Source organism: Bacillus sp. 0102A, from assembly GCF_036765155.1.
Classification (GTDB): Bacteria; Bacillota; Bacilli; order Bacillales; family Bacillaceae; genus Bacillus; species Bacillus subtilis_G.
Genome location: NZ_JBAIZW010000008.1, coordinates 136716 through 150103, shown reverse-complemented (window position 1 = coordinate 150103; position 13388 = coordinate 136716). Strand labels below are relative to the sequence as shown.

The 13388-nt window shown below is 44.0% G+C and carries 9 protein-coding genes and 2 pseudogenes; 3 read left to right on the top strand and 8 right to left on the bottom strand.

The genetic code is table 11. The features are described 5' to 3' along the window. Positions 1-2 precede the first annotated feature (2 nt). From V6D41_RS17970 to V6D41_RS17955, 4 genes and pseudogenes are all read right to left on the bottom strand, one after another. Entirely contained in the window at positions 3-1628 is a 1626-nt protein-coding gene (locus V6D41_RS17970) for an L-lactate permease (RefSeq protein ID WP_333519151.1), read from the bottom strand. Between the two features lie 31 nt (positions 1629-1659). Further along, positions 1660-2625 (bottom strand): L-lactate dehydrogenase, encoded by a 966-nt coding sequence (locus V6D41_RS17965; RefSeq protein ID WP_333519150.1) that lies wholly within the window; start codon positions 2623-2625, stop codon positions 1660-1662. Positions 2626-2988: 363 nt separating this feature from the next. Continuing rightward, positions 2989-4968, bottom strand: coding sequence for an alpha-amylase (gene amyE, locus V6D41_RS17960; RefSeq protein WP_333519149.1), 1980 nt, complete (start codon positions 4966-4968; stop codon positions 2989-2991). Positions 4969-5139: 171 nt separating this feature from the next. Next, positions 5140-5713, bottom strand: a pseudogene (locus V6D41_RS17955) (DUF6773 family protein). 505 nt (positions 5714-6218) lie between these two features. Between V6D41_RS17955 and V6D41_RS17950 the strand changes: the two are divergent. Together V6D41_RS17950 and V6D41_RS17945 are read left to right on the top strand one after the other, a co-directional pair. Continuing rightward, positions 6219-7541: a chloride channel protein gene (locus tag V6D41_RS17950; protein ID WP_333519148.1), complete on the top strand. Its 1323-nt coding sequence runs from the start codon at positions 6219-6221 to the stop codon at positions 7539-7541. A 125-nt stretch (positions 7542-7666) separates the two neighbouring features. Continuing rightward, the gene (locus tag V6D41_RS17945; protein WP_187441515.1) at positions 7667-8266 is read left to right on the top strand and encodes a DUF421 domain-containing protein; all 600 of its coding nucleotides are present in this window, start codon (positions 7667-7669) and stop codon (positions 8264-8266) included. Positions 8267-8405: 139 nt separating this feature from the next. Here V6D41_RS17945 and opuAC read toward each other — a convergent pair whose 3' ends face one another. The 3 genes from opuAC to opuAA are packed head-to-tail and all read right to left on the bottom strand — an operon-like array spanning position 8406 to position 11393. Next, complete coding sequence (opuAC, locus tag V6D41_RS17940) at positions 8406-9287, bottom strand: glycine/proline betaine ABC transporter substrate-binding protein OpuAC (protein WP_148962915.1); 882 nt, start codon at positions 9285-9287, stop codon at positions 8406-8408. Next, the gene (gene opuAB, locus V6D41_RS17935; RefSeq protein WP_333519147.1) at positions 9287-10135 is read right to left on the bottom strand and encodes a glycine/proline betaine ABC transporter permease subunit OpuAB; all 849 of its coding nucleotides are present in this window, start codon (positions 10133-10135) and stop codon (positions 9287-9289) included. Before opuAB ends, opuAC begins: the two co-directional genes overlap by 1 nt. Position 10136: 1 nt before the next feature. Then, complete coding sequence (gene opuAA, locus V6D41_RS17930) at positions 10137-11393, bottom strand: glycine/proline betaine ABC transporter ATP-binding protein OpuAA (RefSeq protein ID WP_333519146.1); 1257 nt, start codon at positions 11391-11393, stop codon at positions 10137-10139. A 325-nt stretch (positions 11394-11718) separates the two neighbouring features. Here opuAA and V6D41_RS21575 point away from each other — a divergent pair. Continuing rightward, positions 11719-11894 (top strand): annotated as a pseudogene (locus tag V6D41_RS21575) (hypothetical protein). A gap of 276 nt (positions 11895-12170) precedes the next feature. Here V6D41_RS21575 and niaP read toward each other — a convergent pair. After that, positions 12171-13373: a niacin permease NiaP gene (gene niaP, locus V6D41_RS17925; protein WP_202328707.1), complete on the bottom strand. Its 1203-nt coding sequence runs from the start codon at positions 13371-13373 to the stop codon at positions 12171-12173. Positions 13374-13388: the final 15 nt, after the last annotated feature.

Below are 13388 nucleotides of genomic sequence, written 5' to 3'. Positions count from 1 at the left end.
GATTACACTCCTAATCTTGCTAGAATAAATGTCCATATACAAATGATCAATAACAGAATGAGGCTGTACGCCACTGTCCGCTTAAACAGTTTAGATTCCTTGCCTGTCTGGCCGACCGCTGCGGCGGCGATTGCGATGGATTGAGGAGAAACGAGTTTCGCCATCACCCCGCCCGCCGTATTTGCGGCTAACAGCAAATCAGAACCCGCACCGATCTGCGCTCCGGTAACAACCTGCAAATGTCCGAACAAAGCGTTATTGCTGACAACAGAACCGGTAATGAACACGCCGATCCAGCCGAGAACAGGACTGACAAACGGGAACAAGTCTCCTGTTTTCGCTAGTGCTAACCCAATTGAAGAGCTGAGCCCTGCGAAGTTGGCCAGATTGGCAAACCCCATCACAAAGCAGATCGTCATAATCGGCACCCACAGCTCTTTTCCTGTCTCCTTCATGGACGCAAAGGCATCCCGACAAGAGAAATTTTTGCTGAACAGGCCTGTCACGATGACCGCCGCTAAAATCGCTGTACCAGTAGCTGACAGCAGATCGACTTTAAAGACTGCATCTAACGGCGTGGCGGATGGCGCAATCGGCGGCATTTTCATCATTTGCTGATGCAGAAAAGGCATTTTAAAAAGAAGCGTTGTTTGATACAACAGTCCGCCTTCTTGAAAAAGCGCTTTGAAGGCAGGAAGGCTCCAGATTGTGATCGCCGCAGTTAAGATGTAGAAAGGAGACCACGCTTTCGCAATGTCAGCGGTACTGTATGCCTTATTCTCTCCAGCCTCGCCGGCTCCTTCCTCCCGGTAAATCTCTTTCGGCTGCCATTTGCGAAGGAAGAGCGCAAGCCCGCCCATGCTGAATAAGGCCGCCAAGATGTTTGCTAATTCCGGTCCGAGCACCGCCATTGTCAGTGTCTGAACCGCTGTATACAGCCCGCTTACAACCAATAGGGCAGGCCAAGTCTGTTTGATTCCCTTCATTCGGTCTAATAGGAAGACAAGCAGAAACGGAATCAAAAATGAGATCATCGGCAGTGTCCACATCAATGTCCGTGACAGCTCAAGAGCGGACAAATCACCAATCTGCGCCCCTGTGATCACAGGAATCCCAATCGCCCCAAAGGCTCCAGAGGCTGCGTTCGCAATCAAGCAGAGCGCCGCCGCTTTTAACGGTTTAAAACCAAGTTCGACAAGCAGCGCCGCACTAATCGCAATCGGAACACCAAAACCGGCCGCGCCTTCCAAAAACGCGTTAAAACAAAAACCAATTAATAATAGCTGTAACCTTTGGTCAGGCGAAATGCCGGCAATGCTGGAACGAATAATAGTGAATTTCCCGGTTTTCACTGCGATTTTATACAGCCACACCGCCATCAGGACGATATAGCCAATCGGCCACAGCCCGCTTCCGATTCCCAGCAAAACGGAAGAAATCGCTTTTTCTACCGGCATATGAAATGCCAAAACGGAGACGGTGAAACTGACGGCTAAGGTAAGAAATGCCGCGAGAATGCCTTTCATTTTAAAAACAGTTAAAGCCAAGAGAAAAAAGAGAATTGGAGTGAGCGCCACAAGCGCGCTCACATACTCGTTTCCAAACGGATCATACAGCTGCTCAACCATTGATAATCAGCCCTTTACTCTATAGTTGCGATTAGTTGACCTTTAGTTCTGCAAAATGAGGTTTTAAAATGTTTTTGAGAACGCCGGCGCTGTGAAGAAACTGTTCTTTTTCTTTCTCATTTAAGTTCAGCTCAGTGATGCCTGCAATTCCTCCGCGGTTGACGACAGCCGGAACGCCGATGTACACGTCATCTGTGCCGTATTGTCCGTCCAGATATGTGCTGACAGTTAAAATGCTGTTTTCATTATGAAGAATGGCTTTTGTAATGCGGGCAAGACTCATCGCAACACCGTAATAAGTCGCGCCTTTTTTCTCAATGATATGGTAAGCGGCGTTTTTCACGTCATTTACGATCTGGTCAAGCTCCTCTTGTTTATATGCATTATTTTTCTTAACAAGTTCACTAACCGGCATACCGCCGATATTCGCGTGGCTCCAGACAGGAAGCTCTGTGTCGCCGTGCTCGCCGATAATATGCGCGTGCACGTTTTGAGGCGCTGCGCCAAAGTATTCGCTCAGCATGTAACGGAATCTGGCAGAATCTAGTGTTGTGCCGCTTCCGATCACTCGCTCTTTTGGCAGGCCGCTGAATTTCCATGTCGCGTAAGTCAGAATATCAACCGGATTTGTCGCGATTAAGAAAATGCCGTCAAATCCGCTCGCCATCACTTCACTGACGATTCCTTTGAAAATCTTTAAGTTCTTTTCGACTAATTCAAGGCGTGTCTCACCAGGTTTTTGGTTTGCTCCGGCACAGATGCAGACAATATCAGCATCCTTGCAGTCTTCATATGTTCCGTAAGATGTTTTGACCGGTTGCGGCGCAAACGCCTTTCCGTGGTTTAAATCCATTACATCGCCCATTGCTTTTTCTTTATTTAAATCAATGACCACAAGCTCATCTGTGATCGCTTGGTTCATTAACGCAAATGCATAACTGCTTCCAACAAAACCCGCTCCGATTAAAGCTACTTTATTTACATGTTTGTTCATCATTAATCATCCTTCCAAGGGTTGTTTTTCTTCGGTGTTTATTTGTGAAGTATTTCACATTTATATTGTGCAACATTTCACAAACTTTTGCAAGAGAAAAGATTTGTCTGATTTATGAACAAAAAAGAAACCATCTATGATGGTTTCTCAGATTGTTGACAAAATGCTAAAATGGTTTTCATTTTAGCATTTTGTCATCTTTTCAGCGTGATTGAAAATCTTTGAAGTCTAGGAAGGACGAGCATTGGAGCACAGCGAATGTAGGAATTCGTGAGCACCAACGCGCAGGACTGACAACGAATGCGAGGGTTTGTCGACACGCTGAGAAACCATCTATGATGGTTTCTATGAGATTTTTCTCTTCCCTCAATAAGGAAGAGAACCGCTTAACCCAGAGTTGTTATATAAACCGTTTTGCACATAATCAAAGCCAGGCTGGTTTTGGCCAGGCACTTGGGCGCTGCCATTATTAAAAATCACTTTGGCGTTCGTTGTATCCGTATCCGCAGGAAGCGTCAGCGTGTAAATTCCATCCGCATTCTTGGTCATTGCTTTTCCCGGCCAAGATCCGGTCAACTCTATTGCGCGGCCTCCATCATCTTTATAGATATAAGCATTTACTTGGCCCCAATGATTTGGATTTTGATAGCCGATGATCTTGGCTGAAGACGGGTCTTTTTTGACAAACGTGTATTCTTGGGTCCTCGTTACACCATCACTGTTCGTTCCTTTTAACGTAATGGTGTATGTTGTGCCAAATGGAGCTCCTTTTCCGATTGTTAATTGGTCTCCATCCTTAAACGCTGTCTCTTGCCCATTATTGATTTGATACACGGCTTTTGCTGTATTCGTATCTGAACGCAGGGTGATCGCCAGCTGATCATTGAAAGAATGTGTTACCCCTGTTTTATATTTCTCAAGGAAGACATGAGGCGCATTTGCGATATCGTCAGGATAAATAACAACCACAGATCTGGCATTGATCGTGCCCGTCAGTTTACCATTCGTTACTTGAAATGAACCGTCTCCAGCTTTATTATCATAGCTGCCATCAGGTAATTTTGTTGACGTATTGATGGTGACAGAAGATGAACCTGCATTTGCCAGCACAAGGCCATGTGAGCCGCGCTGATTCATAAATATCTGATTGTTACCATTCGGATTCGAGAGCTCCTCAGGCTGTCCATCCATCACATTGTGAAATGTATTGACCGCAGCGATAGCCTGATCTTCAAATAAACCACTCCCTCGATCGCCGATCTGGCTTTCCCCCGGGAATCTTACCCCATTTCCGCCGCCCTCGGGTCTGGAAAAGAAGAGAGGCGTACTGCCTGAGCGGGAAGCAATCACCGCCCAGCCTAAACGAATATCGTCATCGCTCATCCATGTTGACTCTTCCTCATCATTGGCATACGTATCATGCGATTCCACCCATGTGACTAACTTGTCCGCAGACACATCAGACGCATAATGGGAAATATTCGACACGCTCAGATTACGGTTTCTTAAAGCAGACCTCATGGAATGTCCATAGTTAGATGCTGTTACGTTCATATAATTCGCATATGCAGCATCTCTGGAGGCACTATCTTGCAGGATTTCTCCGTATTGGAACTCGGCAGATGTATTTGTGATATTCGGCCAAAATGGACTGCCGTAATTCCCGTCATCCGGCAGTTCTATATGTTTGGCGGCGTCAAAGCGAAATCCGTCTGCGCCGTCATTTAATGCTCGTTCTAAGAAACGTTTCAGATAGGACTGTACTTGTGTATTTTGTGTATTCCAATCATACAGCCCGAGCAATGAATTCTGCGTGACATCCCATCGATCGGACCAGTTTTTAATTTGTGTGTTTCCATGTGTCCAATTTGGAATACTCTTAATCTCGTTAGAAATCGCAGCATAGTCACTGGTGGTATGATTGATCACTGCGTCAACAATGACCTTTACGCCATATTCTTCAGCAGCAGCGCACATTTCTTTAAATTCTTGTTCAGTACCTAAGTAACGGTTGCCAATTTGGTACGATGTCGGCTGATACAGCCAGTACCAGTTCGACATGCTTTTGTCTCCTTGGTTCCCTTCCTTTACTTGGTTAATCGGAGACGTCTGAATGGCTGTATATCCTGCATTATGAATATCCTTCATATTGTGTTTTAACGTATTGAACGACCAATTCCAAGCATGAAGTATGGTTCCGTCTTTGATCGATGGCGCTGTAAGCTCATTCGATTTGTCCGCTGTTTCAGCATTCGCAGCCGCCGGTTCTCCCAGAACCAAATGAAACAGCAGAAAAAGTCCAGCGAATAACGGCAGTAAAGAGGTTTTGAATCGTTTTTCAAACATTATTGACACTCCTTATTTAATTATTAAAGACTTAATGCGGAGTCAAACATCCCTCTTACTTCATTCTTCCGCTTCCTCCTTTCAAACTGATGTGAAGACTGGAGAATTTTGTTAACGCTTACATTTTAAATTATCACAATCACTCTATCAAAACAACTTAGTAGAGTGAATTCAAATCCATGTGCCTATCCAACTAGAAAACGCTGCCCGGAACATGAGCCGTTTTCCCAAACAAAAAAAGAAACCATCTCACCTAAGATGATTTCTTCTCTATTTCTTCTTTTACCGCTCTTCTGTAAGACCACTTCACAATAACATACCGAAGCAGAAACAGTGCGCCGCCGCAGACGATAAAAAGAAGGATCATTTTCAGCCAAGCGAAGAATGTATGGGGAATCCCCCTGTCGTACATCGTAAGCATCACTACCGCAAAAGCAACCGCAATTGAATCTAATCGCTGTTGCTTCACCCGTTTTTTCAATTGTTCTTCGGTGTTTATTCTCGGCAGGAGCATTCCAGATGCCGCTGCCCTGATGCAGTAATATAAGATCATAACAAACAAAAACACAAGGCTTGCAGCCCATTCTTTAAACGGAAATTCAAACATAATGCCGCGGATGATCACATCAAGGAGTGCAAACGCTCCCGCTATCATCCCAATCTCCGTCCAGATTTTTTGTTCTTTTTCTTTTACTCTCTTATTTTCCCCATTCACGCCTGAAAGTCTATTACGCAGATTATTCATGACCTTCCTCCCGCACTTTTACGAATGGCTTTGGCTTACATCTTACAATAACAGCCTGTGCTTCTGCAATGAATAACTCAAAAGCCCGTCGTACAAGCCGGCTGGCAGCATTATAGAAAAACGCTCCCTAGTTACAACTCAACACAAAGACCGATTAAGACCGAATCAGAGCAAGCAGGAGCATATACCGAAGCCGCTTCACATATGAGATACCACTTGCGGCATGCACAGCCATACAAGATATCTGCACCCGGACTTGGCTGCTGCCTTCGGCCAGGTTTTCACCATTCGCCACTGCCTATGTAAGAGCTCATCATGTAGAAGCTTTTCCTTTTGCATTAAAATTTCGATCATCAATTTTTGAACAATGGGCAACAATAGGTTCGAACGGTTAGCTTAGATGGTTGTAAATCCGTTTCTCCACCAATTTCCAAAAGCAAATCAAACAAGCGTATCAGAATCTTACATAAGTTATGCAGCTAGAAATGTGAAATGAGGGTAATGGATGAATGAAATCATACTAAGATATAAAAACTTTTTTTCAGTTCTTGTTCGATGGATTATTTTTGGAAGCATTATTGGTATCATTGTTGGCTCGACAACAACTTTTCTTTTAGAGACAAACGATTATCTAGGAGAAATACGAGAAAAAAGGGATTGGTTAATTTTCCTTCTCCCTTTAGGCGGGTTGGTCTTAGGATACGTCTATATGAGCTACGGAAAGGTATTTTTGAATAATACCTTAAATGATACTGCTGAATTAAATAATCTAGTGATAGACGCGGTTCATGGAAAAAAAAGCGTTCCGCGGAGAATGGGACCTATCGTCTACTTGGGAACCTTCATAACAGTCTTTTTTGGCGGATCTACAGGCAGAGAAGGTGCGGCTGTTCAAATGGGAGGAAGTATCGCTGCAGCAGTAAACAGGTTCTTTCGTTTAAACATATTCGACAGTAAATTGTTCATCATGAGCGGCATAAGCGCCGGGTTTGGCGCCGCCTTTGGAGCCCCCATAACAGGTGCTGTTTTTGGGATGGAAATGGCTGCTTTAGGAAAGCTGAAATTCGAAGCACTTGTTCCTTGTCTGGCGGCCAGCTTTGTCGGTCACTTTATGACAACAGCAGCTTTGGGACATAAACACGAAGAATTCATTATACAACTTGTGCCGCAACTATCTGTTATGACGTTTATAAAAGTGATTCTCGCAGCTGTTATGTTCAGTCTATTAAGTGTTTTATACTGCCAAATGAGACACGGTATACAAACATTTTCGGAGAAGCTTTTCAAAAAAAATCATATGAAGAGAGCCTTTGTTGGCGGAATAGTCATTGTGGCATTAACGCTAATAGCAGGTTCACAAGATTACAATGGCCGGGGATTAGAGATGCTACAGCAATCCTTTAAAGAAGATGTTCCTCCTTTTGCCTTCCTCGCCAAACTGGTTTTTACAGCAGTTACGCTTGGAACCGGCTTTGTTGGCGGAGAGGCCATACCTTTATTTTTTATGGGGGCAACATTAGGGAACACCTTACACACATTCATGGATTTACCCATGTCATTTCTCGCTGCATTAGGAGTGATCGCTGTTTTTTGCGGCGGTGCCAATACTCCTATAGCAGCCTTCCTATTGGCAATGGAGATGTTTGACGGAAAGGGGATAGAGTACTTTTTTGTCGCTTGTATCGTTAGTTATTTATTTTCAGGACATCATGGACTATGGCCTTCTCAAAAAATATATGAACCTAAAAGCAGGTTATATCAAATCGCTCACGGAGAAACCATTGAAAATGTCGAAAAGAAAAAAAAAGCCTTAGACATAATGAAATAAAAAAAGCAGTCTGCTGCATTTAGATTCCGTTTAGTGACTATCGCTAAAGAATAGAATTCAAAATTTAATCCACAATAAAAACAGCGCAGGAATTTATTGATTGGTTGAAAAGAGGGGATGTTTTTTTGGATTTCAACTTCATATGGAAATCTATAGTGGTCGTCGCAGGAGGAGTTCTTATTTTGCGGTTAGCTGGGAGAAAATCCGTTTCTCAGCTTACGGTAGCTCAGACTGTCATGATGATAGCTGTTGGATCATTAATTATTCAACCTGTTGGCAACAGGAACATTTGGATTACAATGGTGATTACGTTTTTAATGGTACTCACGCTTCTTTTTATTGAATATATCGTTTTGAAATCGGATGCCCTTGAGACGTTTATTTATGGAAAATCACTTATAGTAGTCGAAAACGGCGAAGTGAATGAAAGAAATTTAAAAAAACTGCGCTTAACAGTTGATATGCTTGAAGTAAGGTTGAGACAACAAAATATTCAGCACTTGGCTGATTTACAATGGGCTACAATAGAATCGAACGGCCAGTTAGGTTATATGTTAAAATCCGAAAAACAATCCGCGACGAAAGAGGATATTCAAATGCTTAAATCGCTGATTGAATCACATCACTCTAAGCCCTCCAATGAATCCGAAAAACCTGCAAATAATATATTTACGGAAGTGAAAGATAGAAATCATAAAGAAAAACCTAAAGACCATTTGGATTAGGAAAAAGTGATAAGTGACTAAGTCATCATAACCTTTTTACATTCTCACTTAAGGTTTTCTTTGTTGGCTCCGCTTATATCTTTTTTCTTGAAGGAAAAAATGAAGGCTGTCGAGATTTACTCGGCAGCCTTCATTATCTTTACTTCTTCAAATCTTCAATTGAGTTAACGTTTTTCATATATTGAGGCACAACAAGTCCCATCTTCACGCCAGTCATACTGGTGCCAACATCATCATATTTGCCCTTATATTTGGCAGCGTATGCTTTATGGGTATTCGGCAGCCATGCGGAAAGGGATGCATCCGAGCTTCCCGTCGCAATCGCGGTCCACATCGGGCCAGCCTCTACCTGAGTAAACGTTACGTCATAGCCCAAGTCTTCAAAGACTTTGCCAACCACGTTTGTACTTGCAATCTCACTGTCCCACGCCACATAAGCAAGGTTGATTTTGTCTCCCTTCACCTTCTGAACGCCTTTTGTCCACTCCGCAACTTGATCTTTGTGGTTCTTCACATACTCAGCAGCGGTTTTGGCAGGTTTCTCGCCTTCTTCCACCTTGATCATGACTTCACCCATGTCGTCTTGCGTCCATTTAAACTGGCTCAGAAGCTTAGCGGCATTCGGCTGTTCTTTGCTGAAGCCTTTGCGTGTGATCGTATGGATTTCCTCTGCGCTGCCATAAGATTGTTTCGGATCATCGAGATATTTCAGCTTATATCTGGAGAACATCCAGTGCGGTGTCCATCCTGTAATGATAATCGGTTTCTTACGGTCGTATGACTTTTTAAGTGTTGCGGTCATCGCGGCGCTTGACGCCGAAATCAATGTCCAGTCGTTCAGCTCATAATCCTTCATCGCTTTGTCGGTCAGGGCCATAATCCCTGAACCGGGGTCAATTCCGATGATGGTCTTATTCACCTGTTGAGCCGCGGTTGCATTTTCATCGCTTTCTGAACCGCAAGCCGCAAGTGAGAGCGCCAGCATGGCGGAAACGCCAATACCGATGATTTTTTTAAGCATCAGGCATTCCCCCTGCTTTTCTTCTTCACTTTAATGTTTTGAGTAATGCGGTCCAGCGTAATGGCAACGATAACGATGGCGATACCGGCCTCTACGCCGACCCCGGTTTTCAGCTGTGTAACGGCACTGTATACTTCAGAACCAAGTCCCGGTGCACCGACCATTGCGGCGATAACAACCATTGATAACGCAAGCATGATGCTTTGGTTGATTCCGGCCAGAATGGTTTTTGTCGCAAGCGGAAGCTGAACTTTAAACAAACGCTGAGCTGTCGTAGAACCGAACGCCTCAGTTGCTTCAATCAGATCTGCCGGCACTTGCTTAATGCCGAGAACAGTCATGCGGATTGTCGGCGGCATCGCGAAGATAACAGATGCTACAACCCCGGGCACAACACCGATGTTGAAGAAGAAAATCGCCGGCAATAGATATACGAAAGCAGGCATTGTCTGCATTAAATCAAGAATAGGTGTTACAATACGGCGAACCGTTTCTTTCTGGGACGCCCAAACTCCGATCGGAACCCCGACCACAATCGAAATAATGACCGATGTCAGAACAAGCGCCAATGTTTGAAGCATTGGGTCCCAATATCCTAAATAATCGATCAAGAGGAAACCAACCAACGTAAATAACGCAATTCCCCTTGTGCTGATCCACCACGCAAGTGCGGCGAAAATAATCGTTAACAAAATAGATGGTATAAATCCAAGTCCGCTGACAATTCCATTTACAAAAGCGGCAAGTCCGTTTGAGATTCCGTCGAAGAATCCGCCCAACGTCATCGTAATCCAGTCAACAAAACGGTCAATGATATCTGCTAAAGGTATTCTAGGCAGTCTATCCATCTTACTTCACCTCCTGTACAGAAGGATCTTGTGTTTGTTCGTCAGTGCTTTCAGCATTGATATACTCGTTATTGCCGGCAAGCGCGCCAATCAGTGCGCCTTTTACGACAATCCCTTTCATTCTTTGCTTCTCATCTACCACCGCAATTGGAATATTTGCGTCAGAAACAGCATCAAAAATCTCTGTCAGATACGTATCTTCTGGTACAGTCGTAAATTCTGTATTCAAGATATCTTGAAGTGACAAATCAGACTCAGCCGCTTTTTTCGCATCAGACGCATAGATAACACCTAACAATTTCTTTTGTTTATCCACTGCGTAAATCGAAGAAATTCCAAGGTTTTTCATCAGTGTCAAAGCTACGCGAGGCCCTTTATCAATCCGCACCGTTTCAGCGCGTTTCATAATATGGCCTGCTGTGAGGACTTTAGATAAATCAACATCCTCGACGAATTTCTCAACATATTCGTTAGATGGATTCATCAGGATTTCTTCAGGCGTGCCGATTTGAACAATGTTACCGTCCTTCATTAGAACAATTCTGTCACCGATCCGCAACGCTTCGTCCAAGTCGTGCGTAATAAAGATAATTGTTTTCCCGACATTTTCGTGAAGATCAAGAAGCTCATCCTGCATATCTTTACGAATCAATGGATCGAGCGCACTAAACGCTTCGTCCATCAGAAGGATGTCCGGATCATTCGTCAACGCGCGGGCAAGGCCGACACGCTGCTGCATTCCGCCGGAAAGCTGGTCAGGATATTGCTGTTCAAATCCTTCAAGTCCGACAAGCTTAAGGGACTCAAGCGCTTTTTGCTGACGTTCTTGTTTGTCTATACCTTGAAGCTCCAGCCCGTATTCCGTGTTTTCAAGTATCGTTCTGTGCGGGAACAGAGCGAACTTTTGGAAGACCATACTGATTTTTTTCCGGCGGACATCCCGGAGCTGGTCTTTAGACATATTTGTTATCATGTCACCATCAATGTAAATGTTTCCGGCAGTCGGTTCAATCAAACGGTTTAGCAGCCGTACTAATGTTGATTTACCGCTCCCTGATAGACCCATGATGACAAATATCTCACCATCATACACATCAAAATCTGCTTGATTTACCCCAACGGTTGATCCGGTCGCTTTCAGGATCTCTTTTTTTGTCTTTCCGTTGGCAAGCATTTGAGCTGCTTTCTTAGTTTGTTTCCCAAAAATTTTAGATACTTTCTCGACTTTTATCTTAATTGATTTCTCATCTACACTCATATTTTCCCTCCATATGAAGCAATCTTTATTACCGTAACACTTATGTAACATTCCATACAAACAGCATATACTCTTTTATTCTGTATCATTTCTCTATATTCTTTATTATAGCTCCTTAACCTTGTGAATACTCCTAAATGCTCTTTAATCCTTCTTAATTAGTGCATATTACAGATAAAATTCAGGCTTTTTCTACTATTAAGCGCTTTCAAAAAATTCTTTTGTTTTTTATATTTCAGGACTTATTACTCTCGATCTGGAAAAATAAGTTGACTTATTTGTAGTTTCACGACTAGAAACAACCAAATAATCAAACAGATGCCAAATTTTTAAAATGTGTCTGATGAATCGGGACTTGCTATTATTCGTACGCTTGATTACAGCGGAAAAGAACTCACCTACCGACATGCAGGTCAAAATGCAACATTGTCAAAATCACCGCATCTTACTCATGTGAGAAGCGGGGTAGACGCACCCCGAAAAGATTCGTGGACGAAATAGAGGTTTCTCAATACATATCTGTTTCATAATTTCAACATTATAAAATTTATAGGCGTGATAAGAAGTGATGGTGTCTTTCAATCCATTTTGCGGCGAAGCACCACTGTCGGCACATGTCTTGCAGGTTTTTTATATCAACACACACCGTTTCGGTACGTTACACGATTCTGTTTATACTGCCATGGCGCTCTGCCAGACAAACAGTAAAGCTGGGAAACGATGAACCGCAGCCCGGGTTCAAATGTAAAAAAGCACCTCAATCGCGAGGTGCTTTTCCTATTCAAGCTCAGTTTGTTTTGTTTCTTTTCCCATAATCAAAATACAAGCAACCGCGAGCAAGATCGCAATGCAAAAGATTGAAAAAATCACTGAAAACGAAATATGACGGGCTGCGAGCGTTCCGACGAGCAGCGGCCCGAAGATACCGCCGATTCTTCCAAACGCCGCTGTCGTCCCTGAACCTGTGGCGCGAATCGCTGTCGGGTATTGCTCCGGTGTATAGGCATACAGCACGCCCCACGCACCAAGATTGAAAAACGATAACAGCATTCCAGCTGTAAGCAGCAAGCCTAAGGAATCCGCCGTTCCGAAGAAATAGGCACTTCCTGCTGTACCAATCAGGTAAAAGACGAGTATCCACTTCCGTCCCGCTTTTTCGATCAGCCACGCAGCTGAAAAATAGCCCGGAAGCTGAGCAAGCGTCATCAGCAGGACGTATTCAAAGCTTTCAATCATGCTGAAGCCTTTGAGCAGCATGACACTAGGCAGCCATAGGAACATGCCGTAATAAGAAAACACCACGCAGAACCAAACGATCGACAGCATCACGGTCGACCGTATGTACTGTCTTGCCCAAACGCTTTTTACATTCTCCCATACCGATGTCTTTTTAGCAGAAAGCGACTCATATTTCGGCGAATCAGGCAGACTCGTCCGCAAGTACAGAGCATAAAAAGCAGTCAGTGACGTCAACAGCAGGGCGGCCTGCCAGCCGAAGCTTGGTATCACAAAGTAAGAAATCAGTGCTGCTACGAGCCAGCCTACTGCCCAAAAGCTTTCCAGAAGCACAATCACTCTGCCCCGCTTTTCAGGCGCAACCGCTTCAGATACAAGTGTTGAAGCGACTGGCAGCTCGCCACCAAGGCCCATCCCAATAACAAAACGCAGAATAAGGAATGCAGATAAGCTTGTCACAAAAGCTGAAATGCCGCTTCCGATGGAAAAGCACAAAAGGGTAATGATAAACACTTTTTTTCGGCCGATTCGATCAGCCAGCAAACCAAATAAAAACGCACCCACAGCCATGCCGATGGAATTCACGCTTCCAATCCATTTCATTTCTTCAGGCGCAAGATTCCACTCCACGTGGAGCGCGGCGATAATAAATGATAATATTCCGACATCCATTGCATCAAACAGCCACCCCAAACCGGCGACACCCAGCAGCTTACGCTGGGATATAGGCTGTTGTTTTCCCATAGTCAACACCTCTGA